General features: G+C 68.4%; 9 protein-coding genes and 1 tRNA gene. 5 read left to right on the top strand and 5 right to left on the bottom strand.

What is annotated here, in order from left to right:
- Positions 1-25: 25 nt before the first annotated feature.
- Positions 26-721 (top strand): phosphatase PAP2 family protein, encoded by a 696-nt coding sequence (locus tag ACFQZQ_RS04775; protein ID WP_386811666.1) that lies wholly within the window; start codon positions 26-28, stop codon positions 719-721.
- Here ACFQZQ_RS04775 and ACFQZQ_RS04770 read toward each other — a convergent pair whose 3' ends face one another.
- The 5 genes from ACFQZQ_RS04770 to ACFQZQ_RS04750 form a co-directional block, all read right to left on the bottom strand.
- The gene (locus tag ACFQZQ_RS04770; protein ID WP_386811512.1) at positions 722-1,621 is read right to left on the bottom strand and encodes a DMT family transporter; all 900 of its coding nucleotides are present in this window, start codon (positions 1,619-1,621) and stop codon (positions 722-724) included. It abuts the gene before it with no gap.
- Between the two features lie 25 nt (positions 1,622-1,646).
- Positions 1,647-2,708, bottom strand: coding sequence for a UDP-N-acetylmuramate dehydrogenase (gene murB / locus ACFQZQ_RS04765; protein ID WP_386811511.1), 1,062 nt, complete (start codon positions 2,706-2,708; stop codon positions 1,647-1,649).
- Between the two features lie 41 nt (positions 2,709-2,749).
- Entirely contained in the window at positions 2,750-3,808 is a 1,059-nt protein-coding gene (locus ACFQZQ_RS04760; RefSeq protein WP_386811510.1) for a quinone-dependent dihydroorotate dehydrogenase, read from the bottom strand.
- 10 nt (positions 3,809-3,818) lie between these two features.
- Positions 3,819-5,351 carry an L-piperidine-6-carboxylate dehydrogenase gene (gene amaB, locus ACFQZQ_RS04755; RefSeq protein ID WP_386811509.1) on the bottom strand — a complete coding sequence of 511 codons (1,533 nt, stop codon included), beginning with the start codon at positions 5,349-5,351 and terminating at the stop codon, positions 3,819-3,821.
- 115 nt (positions 5,352-5,466) lie between these two features.
- A tRNA-Arg gene (locus tag ACFQZQ_RS04750) sits at positions 5,467-5,543 on the bottom strand.
- Positions 5,544-5,837: 294 nt separating this feature from the next.
- Between ACFQZQ_RS04750 and ACFQZQ_RS04745 the strand changes: the two genes are divergently transcribed.
- Genes ACFQZQ_RS04745 through ACFQZQ_RS04730 form a run of 4 tightly spaced genes read left to right on the top strand, consistent with a single transcriptional unit; the run spans position 5,838 to position 14,470 of the window.
- On the top strand, positions 5,838-8,117 hold the full coding sequence (locus ACFQZQ_RS04745; RefSeq protein ID WP_386811508.1) for a type VI secretion system Vgr family protein: 2,280 nt from the start codon (positions 5,838-5,840) through the stop codon (positions 8,115-8,117).
- A gap of 20 nt (positions 8,118-8,137) precedes the next feature.
- Positions 8,138-9,772, top strand: a complete 1,635-nt coding sequence (locus tag ACFQZQ_RS04740) for a hypothetical protein (RefSeq protein WP_386811507.1) — start codon at positions 8,138-8,140, stop codon at positions 9,770-9,772.
- Entirely contained in the window at positions 9,769-9,897 is a 129-nt protein-coding gene (locus tag ACFQZQ_RS04735) for a hypothetical protein (RefSeq protein ID WP_386811506.1), read from the top strand. The genes ACFQZQ_RS04740 and ACFQZQ_RS04735 overlap by 4 nt, the downstream gene beginning before the upstream one ends.
- 22 nt (positions 9,898-9,919) lie before the next feature.
- Complete coding sequence (locus tag ACFQZQ_RS04730) at positions 9,920-14,470, top strand: RHS repeat-associated core domain-containing protein (protein WP_386811505.1); 4,551 nt, start codon at positions 9,920-9,922, stop codon at positions 14,468-14,470.

The raw sequence follows: 14,470 nt of genomic DNA, 5'->3' as shown, positions 1-14,470 counted from the left end.
CGCCGCGGCCGACGCGGCCCATGCCCTGCAGGAGGAGGCCCACTTCGGTGCGGCCGTGCTGCGCCGGCATGGCTGGCGGCTGCTGCTGGTGTTCGTTGGGCTGCTGCTGCCGCTGTGGGGGTTCGCGGAGCTGGCCGACGAGATCCACGAACACGAGGCGATCCCGTTCGACGAGCCGGTCCTGCGCTTCGCCCGCGAGCTTGCGCGCGAGGGCTTCGACCGCTTCTTCGTGCTGATGTCGAAGATCGGCTACCTGCACGGCGTGGTCCCGTTCGACGTCGCGCTGGTGCTGGTGCTCGCGCTGCTGCGCCGGTTCCGCGAGGCCACGTTCGCGGCCCTCGCGCTGGCCGGCTCGGCGCTGCTGAACCTCGCGGTCAAGCAGGTGTTCGCGCGCGCGCGCCCGTCGCTGTGGGAGTCGATCGCGCCCGAGACGACCTACAGTTTTCCCAGCGGCCACGCGATGGGCTCGGCGACCTTGGCGTGCGTGCTGATCCTGCTCGCCTGGCGCACCCGCTGGCGCTGGCCGATGCTGGCGATGGGCCTGGCGTTCATGCTCGCGGTCGGGCTGTCGCGGGTGTACCTGGGCGTGCATTACCCGTCGGACATCCTCGCCGGCTGGGCGGCGGCCAGCGTGTGGACGGCGGCGGCGTTCCTGGTGGTGTACCGGGCGCACCGGCACCCGTGGCAGCCGGTGGCCGTGCAGGCCGAACCGGAAGCCTGATCACTCGCCGGGCTTGGCGGCGCTGCTCGGCGAGGCGGTCGCCGCGCGCCTCGCGAGTTGCGCCTCGCGGTGGGCGATATAGGCATTCGCGCTGAAGATCACCACCGCGCCGAGCACGGTCCAGCGGTCGAGATTCTCGTCGAACAGCAGGTAGCCCAGCACCGCGACCAGCGGCAGCTGCATGAAGCTGATCGGGGTCAGCGCCGACACGTCGCCGAGCTTGAGCGCGCGCGTCCACAGCATGTGCCCGCCGGTGCCGAGCAGGCCCGCCGACGCCACCCACAACCAGGTGATGCCCTGCGGCCATTCCCACACGAACAAGGCCGGGACCAGCGACATCGGCACCCACAACAGCGTAGTCCACAGCACGATGCGGTCGGCCGGCTCGGTCGCCGACAGCTGCTTGATCTGGATCGAGACGATGCCGCTGAGCACCGCGGCCGACAGTGCCACCAGGGTGCCGGCGCTGAAGCCCTCGGTGCCCGGGCGGACGATGATCATCACGCCGATGAAGCCCAGCACCACCGCGGCCCAGCGCCGTGCGCGCACGTGCTCGTGCAGGAACCACACCGCGGCGATCGTGACGAACAGCGGCGTCGAGTACGACAGCGACACCGCCTGCGCCAGCGGCAGGTGACCGATCGCCCAGAAGCCGCAGAACATCGACACCACGCCGATCAGGCAGCGGATGACATAGCGCGGCAGCTGTGTGGTCTTCAGCAGTCCCGGGCCGTGCTTGAACAGCAACGGCAACGCCGCGATCACGCCGAAGAAGTTGCGGAAGAACGCGATCTCGAACGTGTGCAGGGTCTCCGCGGCAAGCTTGATCACCACCGCCATCAGGCCGAAGAGCACGGTGCTGCCGAGCATCAGCAGCGCGGCGCGGGTGTGGGTGGTCATGCTCATCCGAGGTGGGCGGGCCCGATCACCAGCGCGCGCCGATGATGCGCGGCTCCGGTTCGATCGCCACCCCGAAGCGCGCCTGCACCGATTCGGCGATCCGCCGCGCCAGGTCGAGCAACTGTTGTCCCGTCGCGCCGCCGTGGTTGACCAGCACCAGTGCGTGCGAGGCGGCCACGCCGGCATCGCCGTCGCGGTGGCCCTTCCAGCCGCAGCTGTCGATCAGCCACGCCGCCGAGAGCTTGCGGCTGCCGTCATCGATGCCGCGGAACACCGGCAGGCGCGGGTACTGCGCGAGCAGCGCCTCGGCCTGCGCGAGCGGGACGATCGGGTTCTTGAAGAAGCTGCCGGCGTTGCCGAGCACGGCCGGGTCGGGCAGCTTGCGGCGGCGGATCGCGATCACCGCGTCGGCCACCAGCCGCGGCGTCGGCGCGGCGATCCCCATCGCGGCCAGTTCCTCGCCCAGGCCGGCGTAGTCGAGCTTCAGCGTCGACGCGGAAGCCTGCGGCAAGGCGAACTCCACCGCGGTGACGATGAAGCGGTCCGGCGCGTGCTTGAACACGCTGTCGCGGTAGGCAAACGCGCAGGCGGACGGGTCGAGGCGGTGCAGCTGCCCGGTGGCCGGCTCGAACGCCTCGACCGCATGGATGAAATCGCGCACCTCGACGCCATACGCGCCGATGTTCTGGATCGGCGCCGCGCCGACCGTGCCCGGGATCAGCGCCAGGTTCTCCAGCCCGGCCAGCCCCTGCGCCAGCGTGTGCATGACGAAGCCGTGCCACGGCATGCCGGCATCGGCGCGCACGATCGTGGTGGCTGGATCGGCAGGGGAGTCGGGGCCGTTGCCGGTGGCGACGCGTTGCCCGGTCAGCGCAAGCACCGCGCCGCGGGCATCGCCGGCGAACAGCAGGTTGCTGCCGCCGCCGAGCACCAGCGCCAGGCCGTCGCGCAGCTCGGCGCGTCGCAGCGCGTCGGTTAGCACCTCGGCGTTCGCCACCTCGACCAGCCATGGCGCGTGCGCCGCGACGCCAAAGGTGTTGCGCGCGGCCAGCGACGCGTCGCGGGTAACGCGGATGGCGTTGCTCATGCGGCGGTCGGCTCGTGGTTCATCGCGCGGCAGCCGCGACGTCAAACCGACGGCGGCACGTTGCCGCGGCTGGGGGCTTCCTTGCGCCGGCGGATAGCCTCGACGCACTCGTGCACCAGCTCGGGCCCGCGATAGACCAGGCCGGAGTAGCACTGCACGAGGCTCGCGCCGGCGGCCATCTTGGTCACCGCGTCGGCACCGGAGAGGATGCCGCCGACCCCGACCAGCGGAATCGATTCGGGCATGCGCGTGCGCATCATCCGCAGCACCAGCGTCGACTGGCCCATCAGCGGTTTCCCCGACAGGCCGCCTTCCTCCTTGGCATGCGGAGCGCCCTGGACGGCGTGGCGGGCGATGGTCGTATTGGTGGCGATCACCCCGTCCACCTGCAGGTCGGTCAGCACCCGGGCGGCCGCCTCGATGTCCGGATCGGACAGGTCCGGCGCGATCTTCACCAGCATCGGCACGCGCTTGCCGTGCTTCGCGCCCAGCGCTTCCTGTGCCTCGCGCAGGGCGCCGACCAGGCGCCGCAGCGACTGCTCTTCCTGCAGCTCGCGCAGGCCGGCGGTATTGGGCGAGGAGATGTTGACGGTGATGTAGTCGGCCAGCGGGTACACGCGTTCGAGGCAATGCAGGTAGTCGCTCTCGGCCGACTCGTTCGGCGTGTCCTTGTTCTTGCCGATGTTGATGCCGAGCAGGCCGTGCCGGCGGCGCGCGCGGCCGACGTTGCGCACCAGCGCATCGACGCCGTCGTTGTTGAAGCCCAGGCGGTTGATCACCGCCTGGTGTTCCGGCAGCCGGAACATGCGCGGCTTCGGGTTGCCCGCCTGCGGCTTCGGGGTGACGGTGCCGACTTCGACGAAGCCGAAGCCGAGCGCCAGCAACGCGTCGATATGCGCGCCGTTCTTGTCCAGGCCCGCGGCCAAGCCGACCGGGTTCGGGAAATCCAGCCCGAACGCGCGCGTCGGCAGGGCCGGCGCGGCCCGCGTCAGCAACGGGTTGAGCCCGCTGCGGTACGCGACCTCGAGCGCCTGCAGGCCGAGCGCGTGGGCGCGCTCGGCATCGAGGTGGAACAGGAACGGGCGCGCGAGTTTGTACATCGAGTCCTGCTTAGAGGTCGAACTTGATGCCCTGCGCGAGCGGCATGGAGTCGGAGTAGTTGATCGTGTTGGTCTGGCGGCGCATGTAGGCGCGCCAGGCGTCCGACCCCGACTCGCGGCCGCCGCCGGTCTCCTTCTCGCCACCGAACGCGCCGCCGATCTCGGCGCCACTGGTGCCGATGTTGACGTTGGCGATGCCGCAATCCGAACCCGCGGCCGACAGGAACGCCTCGGCGGCCTTGAGGTTGGCGGTGAAGATCGACGACGACAGGCCCTGCGGCACCGCGTTCTGCAGCGCGATGGCCTGGTCGAGCGAGGCGACCTTCATCACGTACAGGATCGGCGCGAAGGTCTCGGTCTGCACGACTTCGGCGTCGTTGCTCAGGCCGGTGACGATCGTTGGCAGCACGAAGTTGCCCTTGCCTTCGATCGCCGCGCCGCCGGTTTCGACCGTGCCGCCGCTGGCCTTGGCCTGCTCGACCGCGTCCAGGTAACCCTGCACCGCGTCGCGGCTGTTGAGCGGGCCCATCAGGTTGGCCGGGTCGGTGGGGTCGCCGATCTTCTTCTCGACCTGCTTGTAGGCGGCGACCAGCTTGGCCAGCACCTCGTCATGGATCTTCTCGTGCACGAACAGGCGGCGGGTGGTGGTGCAGCGCTGGCCGGCGGTGCCGACGGCGCCAAACACGATCGCCGGGATCGCCAGCTTCAGGTCGGCGCTGTCGTCGACGATGATCGCGTTGTTGCCGCCCAGTTCCAGCAGCGAGCGGCCCATGCGGCGCGCGACGCGCTCGCCGACCATGCGCCCGACCTTGGTCGAACCGGTGAAGCTGATCAGGTGGATGCGCTTGTCGTCGACGAAGCTCGAGGCAAGCTCGGTGCCGGCGTCGTTGAACAGGAAGAAGATGTCCGGGAAGCCGCCGGCCTTGAGCGCCTCGTTGCAGATCTTCATCGACGCGACCGCCGACAGCGGGGTCTTCGGCGACGGCTTCCAGATCGTGATGTCACCGCAGATCGCGGCGATGAAGCTGTTCCAGGCCCACACCGCGACCGGGAAGTTGAACGCGGAGATCACGCCGACCAGGCCGAGCGGGTGCCACTGCTCGTACATGCGGTGGCCCGGACGCTCGGAGTGCATGGTCAGGCCGTACAGCTGGCGCGACAGGCCGACGGCGAACTCGCCGATGTCGATCATCTCCTGCACTTCGCCGTCGCCCTCGGGCTTGGACTTGCCCATCTCCAGCGCGACCAGCGAACCCAACGCGTCCTTGTGGGTGCGCAGCGCGTCGGCGCACAGGCGGATCGCCTCGCCGCGGCGCGGCGCCGGGGTGGTGCGCCAGACCTTGAAGGCGGCTTCCGCGCGTTCGACGATGGTGTCGTAGTCGGCCTGCGACGAGGCCTGCACCCGCGCCAGCAACTCGCCGTTGCTCGGGTTGATCGACTCCAGCACGCCGGCATCACTGGTCTTGGACCACTGCCCGCTGCCGAGGTAGGTGCCCGATTCGGTCTGGTCGAGGCCGAGCGCGGTGAGTACGGAATGGGTCATTGCAAACTCCTGGAATGGGGCAACCGCGAAAACCGCGGCGAAGCGACAAGAATTGGGAAGTCCGCACATGGATGTGCGGGTTCTTGCGCATGGAAGCGCGACGGGTACTGACAACTGGTGACCCCGGCGCGATTCGAACGCACGACCTGTCCCTTAGGAGGGGACCGCTCTATCCAGCTGAGCTACGGGGCCTAAACGGGGGAATTATCGCAGGGAACGCCTGCCCAGGCCTACCTTCGTGGTCCGCCGACCTCCCCCGGCCAATCACCCCGGCGCGCCCATGGCGAGGCGGCGGTGCCCGTCACGTCAATCCGTGACTGTCATCGAACTGCCCGGTAGTCGTTAATCAACCTGCCAATGATGTGGGGTACATTTGCCCCCGTCCGAAGCGCAGCCGGTGTGGATGCCGGTGCTTCGGGATCCACCCAGCAACGTAGCCGGTGGCCCTTGGGGGAGGGCGCTGCCGGCCAGACAAGGAGTCACACCGTGTACGGATACAGCGAGACGTTTGCCAATCTTGCCAAGCTCAACCAGGACCAGCGGCTGGTCCGGGTCCGGTCGACCATCGAGCCCGAGCCGTTCGCGGTCCGCGCGTTCAGCGGCGCCGAACCGGTCTCGCGCCCCTTCGAATTCTCGGTCGAGCTGATCTCGACCGACGCCCTGCTCGAGCTCAAGCAGACCATCGGCCAGCCGCTGCGGCTGAGCCTGCAGTTGCCCGACGGCAGCGACCGCCACTTCCACGGCTACGTGAAGGAATTCGCCAAGATCGGCGCCGACGGCGGCATGGCGACCTACCGGGCGCAGATCGCGCCGTGGTTCGCGTTCCTGGAGCACACCAGCAACTGCCGGATCTTCCAGGACCGCACGGTGGTGGAGATCGTCGAGGAGGTCTTCGGCCAGTACGAGCAACTGGCGCAGGCGGACTACGCACTCGACCTCGCCCGCTACGCCCGGATGCCGTACTGCGTGCAATACAACGAGTCGGATTTCGCCTTCGTCTCGCGCCTGCTCGAAGAAGCCGGCATCCACTACCACTTCAGCCACGCCGAAGATGGGCACGTGATGTGCCTGCGCGACGATTCCACCCGCAGCGAGCCGATCGCCGGGCGTTCGCCGGGCGTGCAGTTCCAGTCCGATCAGGGCGTGCAGAACTTCCACGGTCTGGATACCTGGTCCTCGCGCCGGCGCGTATCGGCCAACCTGCACAGCGTCAAGAGCTTCGACTTCAAGAGCAGCCCGTCGCGCGGCAGCGAGGCGCTGGCCGGCAACCGCCCGCTGGAGGTTCCGCTGGGGCTGTTGCCGCGGCTGGAGCGCTATTCCTACGAAGGCGCCGCACGCTACCTGGACGCCGGCGCGGGTGAGGCGCTGGCCACGCTGCGGGCACAGGAGCAGGCGTGGCAGACCAAGGTGTTCGAAGGCGCGGGCAGCAGCCGGGCACTTATGCCCGGCGCGTACTTCGTCCTTGAGAACCACTACGACCACGCTGAGTCCGACGAGGACGATCGCAGGTTCTTCGTCATCGACGTGGTCCACGAGGCGCGCAACAATTTCAAGGACGACCTCAGCGAAGTCGACGGCACCGTCTACCGCAGCCGCATCACCTGCGTGCGCCAGAAGATCCCGTTTCGCCCCCTGCACGCGACGCCGCAGCCGCGCATGCCCGGCCCGCAGACCGCCACCGTGGTCGGCCCGCCGGGCGAGGAGATCCACGAGGACAGGTACGGCCGGGTCAAGGTGCAGTTCCACTGGGACCGCGTCGGCCAGTTCGACGGCAGCAGTTCGTGCTGGGTGCGCGTGGCCAGCCCCTGGGCCGGTGCCGGGCTGGGCGGCGTGTCCGCGCCGCGCATCGGCAACGAGGTCGTGGTCGATTTCCTCGACGGCGACCCGGACCGGCCGATCATCGTCGGCCGCGTCTACAACGAGGACAACCCGCGCCCGCACGGCGGCGAGGTCAGCGGCATCAAGTCCAAGACGGTCAAGGGCGAGGGTTACAACGCCCTGACCATGGGCGACGTCGCCGGCAACGAGGCGATGGACCTCCACGCCCAGAAGGACATGAGCACCACGGTGCTCAACGACCAGACCAACGCGATCAAGAACAACCAGTCCACCGACGTCACCAGCAACCAGACGACGACCGTGGGCATCAACCAGAGCGTCACCGTCGGCGCCGACCGCAGCCTGACGGTCAAGGGCAACGAGACCCACGCCACCACCGGCACCCGCACCAAGACCGTCGACGGCGCCGAGACCAGCACGGTCACCGGCGCGGTCACCGAAACGTTCAAAAACGGCCAGACCCTGACGATCCCGGCGGCGGGCTACACCGAGACCATCACCGGCCCGTTCACCACCACCCTGACCGGCGACTACACCAGCCAGCGCATCGGCGCGTGGAAGGAGTCGGTAAGCAGCACTTCCGAGCGCAGCGTCACCGGCGCGGTCACCGAGACCCTCGGCGCGGGCCGCACGGTCGTCATCACCGGCAACGACAGGCGCGAGGTCAGCGCGGTGGTGGAAGACCTCAACGGCGGCGACCGCACGTTGTCGGTCGGCGGCAAGATGGAGCACGGCGTGGCCAGCACGCTGGCGATTTCCTCCGGCGGCGACATGACGCTGGGATCGGGCAGCCTGCTCGAGCTGGGCGTGGGGCAAAGCGGCATCTCGATCGCCGGCGGCGAAATCACCATCGCCAGCGGTGGCTCGACGATCGTGATCAACGCCGCGGGCGTGACCGTCAACGGCGCCAAGATCAACCTCAATTGATCGGCGCGGAGTCACCTCGGATGAGTGCGTCGAACAACCCGGTTATGAAGCGCGTCGAGGCAATGCGCGAAGCGTGGATGCAGGCGACCGAATCGCCGGACGTTCGGCTGCTGGTGTGGCGGATTCCCGCCAACGCAGACCGAATGTTCGCGGCCTTCGTCGAGGCGCAGCAGCATCCCGGCGACTGGAACACGCCGGACTTCTTCCTGCGCCTGGACGCCCCGTTCGAGACCGGCTTTGGTTACAGCCGTGCCCTCAAGCAGGAGCTGGAGCGCGGGTATTTCGACAGCATCGACGCGTTCAAGGAGCAGGGCATCGCCGCCGACTGGATCGGGGTGCACGACACGCAGCCCGATAGCGCGGCTGGGTTCGTGGCTCAGCTAGCGTCCTTCGCGCAGCACCACGGCAAGCACCTGCGGCACGTCGCCGCGGTGCTGATGCCGGCCAGCGTGGTGTCCGATGCGGCTTTGGAAGCGTGGCTCGATGCCGCGCTGCGCGCGCCGGTGCCACCCTCGTTGCGACTGGTGCTGGTCGACGACGCACAGGCGTGCCGGTGGCAGGCCCTGGTCGAGCGCCATGGCGCCCTGGCCCGCGTGATCGAGGCGCCGATCGACCTGTTCGACATAGCCCGCGAAACCGCGGCGCAAGCCGGCGGCGCAGGCCCAACGACGGCCTACCGGCAGATGCTGACGGACGTGATGACCCTGCTCGAGCGCGGCAGCGCGGCGCAGACCGCCGCCCGCGCCGAAAAGGCGTTGGTGCTGGCACAGCGCGAACAGTGGCCGGACCAGCAGGTGGTGCTGCACATGGCCGTCGCCGGCGCGCACCTGAAGGAGCAGCAGCATGCCGAGGCAATCGGGCGCTACCGCCGCGCCCGCGACTGCGCGCTGCAGGCCGAGCTTGCCCGGCACCCGGCGGCCGGCAGCCTGGTGATGCAGAGCTGGTTCGGCGAGGCAGGCGCGTGGCTGGTCGCACGCCAGCCCAGCCGCGCCGCGCAGGCCTACGTGCACGGCGCCGAAGCGGCGCGGCGGGTGCCCAACGCGATGTTCGTGATCGAGGGTTACCGGATGGCGGGCTTCTGCCTCGCCCAGGACCGCCACGTCGAGGGCGCGCGCGAGCACCTGCTGCGCGCGCTGCAGGAAGCCAAGGCGGTGGCGCCCGCCGAAAGGGCGATGACGACCCTGCCGCTGGTACTGCAGGACCTGCTGCGGCTGCAGGACGCGCCGCGCACCGAGAGGCTGGAACGCTGCGCCAGCGACTACCAGGCAGCGACCGCGCAGGCCCACGGACACGCGGAGCAGCAGGCCGGGAAGCTCGGCGACCGACCTGCGCCGGCGGCGCTGGAGCGGATCGAGGCGGACCTGCTCGAGGCATTGGAACGCTGTTTCGCCCGCTTCGGCCACGAGCGCGAGCGACTGGTCGCCGGCGGCGACGAGTTCTTCCGCAAGGTGGTCGCGGTGGGTCGCGATTTCCTGCACCCGGCGTGGAATGGCTTGCCGGAAGTGAAGCATCCGCTCGACAAAGAATTGCCGGAATGGCGCCAGCCGCCGCAGTTCGCGCTGTTGCCGGATCCCGATCCGCTGTTCCTGGATCAGCCGCAGGCAGGAACGCCCGAGCCGGTGCCGATGCCAGCCGTCACCGAAGGCGTCGCATGAAGCCTAGTCAATGGATCGGCGTGGCGATCGCGGTGCTGCTGGTGCTCGGCCTGGCCTGGTGGCTGGGCGACGACTACCGCGATGAAGCCCGCACCGCGCTGCGCGCCCTACTGCGCGCGCTATGAGCCACACGCTGAAGGACCAGCCATGACCATCGCCGCCAAGCACTTCGACCCGCAGCTGGGCATCGACATCCACCTCACGGTGGTGCCGCCGCTGCCCGTCCCGATCCCGTTGCCCACCCCGCACATCGGCATCGTGCTCGACCCGTTCGACTACCTGCCGTTCATCGGCAACGAGGTGCACGTCAACGGGGTCAAGTCGGCGACCGCGGGCACCGGCGGCCTCGACATCCATATCCCACTGGGCGCGTGGCTGCCGACGCTCAAGATGCCGGCCGGCCCGCAGTTCGAGGACGAACTGTTCATGGGCTCGATGACCGTGCTCAACAGCGGCGAGCCGTTCTCGCGCGTCGCCATGCCGGTGCTCGACTGCAACTTCATCGGCATGATCCCGCCGTTCCGGCTGCGCAAGCCGAAGAAGCCCAAGCTGTCGCTGAGCCTGCCGACGGCGATCAACATCGCCATCCCGGCCAGCGTCTTCATTGGCGGTCCGCCGACCATCTCGTTGCAGGCGATGGCGTTCAAGGCGGCGTTCAAGCTCGCCGGCAAGGCCTTCAGGCGGGGCGGCGCGGCGTTCCAGAAGCTGCGCCGGAAGATGTTCGCGAACCTGCCGTCGGGCTTCCTCAAGTGCAAGGTGCTGCGCGCCGAGCCTGTCGACATCCGCGACGGCAGCGTGTCGGTCACCCACGAGGACTTCGCCATCCCCGGGCGCCTGCCGCTGGCCTGGACGCGGATATACCACTCCAACGATGGTCACGCCGGCGCCTGCGGCCACGGCTGGCAGACCCCCGCCGACCTGCGCCTGCAACTGGAGACCGATGGCAGCGCGATGTTCGTCGACTGCGGCAGCGTCGCCTGGTTCCCGCGATTGCCCGCGGGCGAGGGCAGTGAACACGCCGTGCTGGAACTGGTCGATGGCGCGCGCCTGACGCGCGACGGAGCGGCGCTGTGGGTTCAGACCAAGGCGGGACTGCGCTACGCGTTCGGCGGACATGTCCACCAAGTCGACACGGTCGGCACCCGCCACCTGCAGATCGAACGCATCGAGGACCTGTGCGGCAACCACTGGCGTTTCGAACGCCGCGACGGCCACCTGGTGCGCATCGTCGAAAGCGGCATCAACGACGCCAAGTCCGGGCAGCCCTTGCAGGGCCGCTTCATCGAACTGCAGTCGCGCCACGGCCGCATCGATCGCATCGACCTGCACGATCCGGCCACCGGCCTGAGCCACCTGCTGGCGACCTACGAGTACAGTGCCGACGGCGACCTGCTCGCGGCATTCGACCCGCTGGGTGCGCCGCGCAGTTTCGAGTACCAGGACCACCACCTGCTGCGTCACACCGACCGGGTCGGCATGTCGTTCTACTACGGCTACAACCGCCACTGGCAGGTCGTGCACGCCTGGGGCGACGGCGGGTTGTACGACTACACCTTCCGCTACGACCGGCTGCTCAACGAAACCGAGGTCACCGATTCGCTGGGCCACGTCTCGATCGTCAAGTTCGACCAGGACGGGCTGCCGCTGTGCGAGATCGATCCGCTCGATGGCGCCACCATCTTCGAGTACGACGACGTGGGCCGGACCACCGCGCTGATCGACCCGATGGGCCTGCGCACGCAGATGGCGTATGACGCGCGCGGCAACCTGCTCAAGCTGACCCGCCCCGACGGCAGCACCCTGACCAGCCAGTACGACGACAACGACCGCCTGGTCGCCATCATCGACCCGGCCGGTGCAACCTGGAGCCAGCACACCGACGAGCGCGGCCTGCTGCGGCGCCAGACCGACCCGCTCGGCGCCAATTCCAGCTACGAATACGACACCAACGGCCAATTGCGCAGCCACACCAACGCCCGTGGCGCCATCACTGGGCTGCACTTCGACCGGTACGGACAGCTGGCCGGCATCGTCGATCCACTCGGGCATGCCAGCCGCTTCGAACACGATGCGCTGGGCCGGCTGTGCCGACAGACCGACCCGCTGGGTCGGGTCACGCGCTACCACCACGACGCCAAGGGCCGGCTGCTAAGCATCGATTCTCCTGGCGGCGCCAGCGTCGCGTGCGAGTACGACGCCGAGGACCAGCTGCTGCGCTACCAGGACGAAGCCGGCACGCAGACCCGGCTGACGTACGTCGGCATCGGCCAGGTCGGGAAACGCATCCAGGCCGACGGCCACAGTGTCGAGTACCACTACGACACCGAGGAAAACCTGGTCGGCCTGACCAACCAGCGCGGCGAGAAGTACCTGCTGCGGCGCGACGCGCTCGGCCGCATCGTCGAGGAGATCGACTACTGGGGCCAGACCCGTCATTACCAGTACGACGCCGCCAGCCGCCTGGTCGCCACGATCGATCCGCTTGGCCAGCGCATCGGCTTCGATACCGACAAGCTCGGCCGCATCATCCGCAAGACCCTGGCCGACGTCGACCAGCCCGGCCAGCCACTGCACGAGACCTTCTGCTACGACAAGCGCGGCCAGCTGGTCGAACTGCGCAACCCGCACCGGCTGGTCAAGCGCAGGTTTGATGTGGCCGGCCAGCTGCTGGAGGAGCTGCAGGACGGCTTCCGTATCGCCCACCGCTACGACGAGGTCGGCAACCGCATCGCGCGCGAGACGTCCGCAGGCAATCGGCTGGTCTGCGGCTTCGACCTGCGCGACCAGGCCGTGTCGATCGCGATCAACGACGAGGCGCCGATCACCCTGCAACGCGACGCGTTGGGCCGCACCGTCGGCGAACAACTCAGTGCCCGTGTCGAGCGCCAGTTCGCGTACGACGCCCGCAACCTGCTCAGCGCGCAAAGCGTCCTGCGCGATGCCGCGCCACTGTTCGAAACCCGCTACGACTACGACCAGGCCGGCAACCTGGCCCGCCGCAGCGACAGCCAGCACGGCGAGGACAGTTATCAGTACGACCTGATGGGCCGGCTGCTGCAGCACACCGAGCCGAAGGGCCGCATCGCGCGCTATCTCCACGACCCGGCAGGCGACCGCCTGCACACGCGCATCCAGCAGGTGCAGATGAGGCGCGCGGTCGGTGGCGATTCGGAGTCCGACGTCCTGTGGACGCGCGAGGGCAGTTTCGAGGGCGTGCATTACGTGTTCGATCGCGCCGGCGACCTGGTGCGCCGCGGCGGGCAGGGCGGCGCCGACGATCCCGATGCGCTGCAGCTGCGCTGGGACGCCAACCACCGTCTCGCGGACAGCCGGCGGAACGGACAGGTCACGACGTACGGTTACGACCCGCTTGGCCGCCGCGCGTTCAAGCGCAACCCGACCCACACCACCCGGTTCTTCTGGGACGGTGACGCGCTGCTCGGCGAAGTCGAGCAGGCCAACGACGACCCCGACGGGACAGCGATCTGGAATGGCAACATCGCCAACCTGGGCGAGGCCCGGAAACGCCAGGAGCAGCTCGACGCCCTCCATCAGCGCGCCCGCGAGTACGTCTACTACCCGGGCAGCTTCGTGCCGCTGGCGTTGATCGAGAAGTGCACAGGAGTGGCGCACGACACGGATTTCGAGTCACCCAATCACCCGCGGCAGCACGCGAGCAAAGCGACGCCGCCCGCGCACGGTGCGCGGCAACGCGCGCCGGAAGACCGGCGCTCGAACTCGTTGTCTTCCCTCAGGCCGCTGCTCTCGCGTGATGCCCCGGTCATCAAGGCCAAACGCGTCGTCGCATCGGCCCAAGGCGTGGGCGGGCTAGGCGGGTTGGGCTCCCCGCATCTGGGGCCCAGCGAGGAGTCTGCCGATCATGCTGAAACGCCACCGCGTGTCATACCGGAGGCAGGGGTAACGGCAGCAACTACTGACGCAGCCACGAAGCCTCTGGGCTTTGGAATCGCGCTGGGTCGGACGCCGCTACGCGACACGGTGCCTTCCCCGATCGCTGACGTGACGACATCGTCCGGCGTCGAGCCGGAGCAACCAACGCCTGAATCCGAGGCCACCGGGTTCACCGCGATCTATCACTACCACGTCGACCCGAATGGTTGTCCCACCAAGATTACTGACCCATGCGGTGCCGTGGTTTGGTCAGCCAGTTACACCGCATGGGGCGCGATGCGGGAACTGTCCGTGGAACGGGTAGACAATCCGCTCCGTTATCAAGGGCAGTACTTCGATCCGGAAAGCGGACTCCACTACAACCGCTATCGCTACTACGATCCATTGTCCGAGCAATTCATCGGACAGGATCCCCTTGGCCTGGAAGCTGGCGAGAACGTTTACAGGTTCGCCCCCAACACGCTCGGGTGGATCGACCCGCTAGGGCTGGATGAACTCTATGCTTTGGTCGCCTCGCGCGATGGTTGGTACCCAGTGATGCAGTACGGACAGCGAACGCCAATTGGGTACATGCATCTGCGTCGCGGCGAACTGTGGAAAATCGGTGAGACAAAGACGCCCAAGACCCGGTACTCAGGAGCTTGGCTGCGGCGAAATAGTCTTGATTACCGAACGGTGTTCGAAGGAACAACAAAGCAAGTCAATCACGCCCTCGAGCGGATGAAGATATCCGGCTACCTCGCATGGAAAGGCTTCCTTCCGCCGGGCAACAAATGCAGGCACTGA

Source organism: Lysobacter koreensis (assembly GCF_042677045.1).
Lineage (GTDB): Bacteria > Pseudomonadota > Gammaproteobacteria > Xanthomonadales > Xanthomonadaceae > Lysobacter_K > Lysobacter_K koreensis.
The sequence above is the reverse complement of the archived record's forward strand: the minus strand, read 5'-3'. Positions and strand labels throughout refer to the sequence as shown.

Bases quoted from the DNA above. Each gene is read 5' to 3' on its own strand.
- ACFQZQ_RS04740 (WP_386811507.1), top strand. From the start codon at position 8,138: ATGAGTGCGTCGAACAACCCGGTTATGAAGCGCGTCGAGGCAATGCGC.
- ACFQZQ_RS04760 (WP_386811510.1), bottom strand. From the start codon at position 3,808: ATGTACAAACTCGCGCGCCCGTTCCTGTTCCACCTCGATGCCGAGCGC.
- ACFQZQ_RS04770 (WP_386811512.1), bottom strand. From the start codon at position 1,621: ATGACCACCCACACCCGCGCCGCGCTGCTGATGCTCGGCAGCACCGTG.
- ACFQZQ_RS04730 (WP_386811505.1), top strand. From the start codon at position 9,920: ATGACCATCGCCGCCAAGCACTTCGACCCGCAGCTGGGCATCGACATC.
- ACFQZQ_RS04735 (WP_386811506.1), top strand. From the start codon at position 9,769: ATGAAGCCTAGTCAATGGATCGGCGTGGCGATCGCGGTGCTGCTGGTG.
- amaB (WP_386811509.1), bottom strand. From the start codon at position 5,351: ATGACCCATTCCGTACTCACCGCGCTCGGCCTCGACCAGACCGAATCG.
- murB (WP_386811511.1), bottom strand. From the start codon at position 2,708: ATGAGCAACGCCATCCGCGTTACCCGCGACGCGTCGCTGGCCGCGCGC.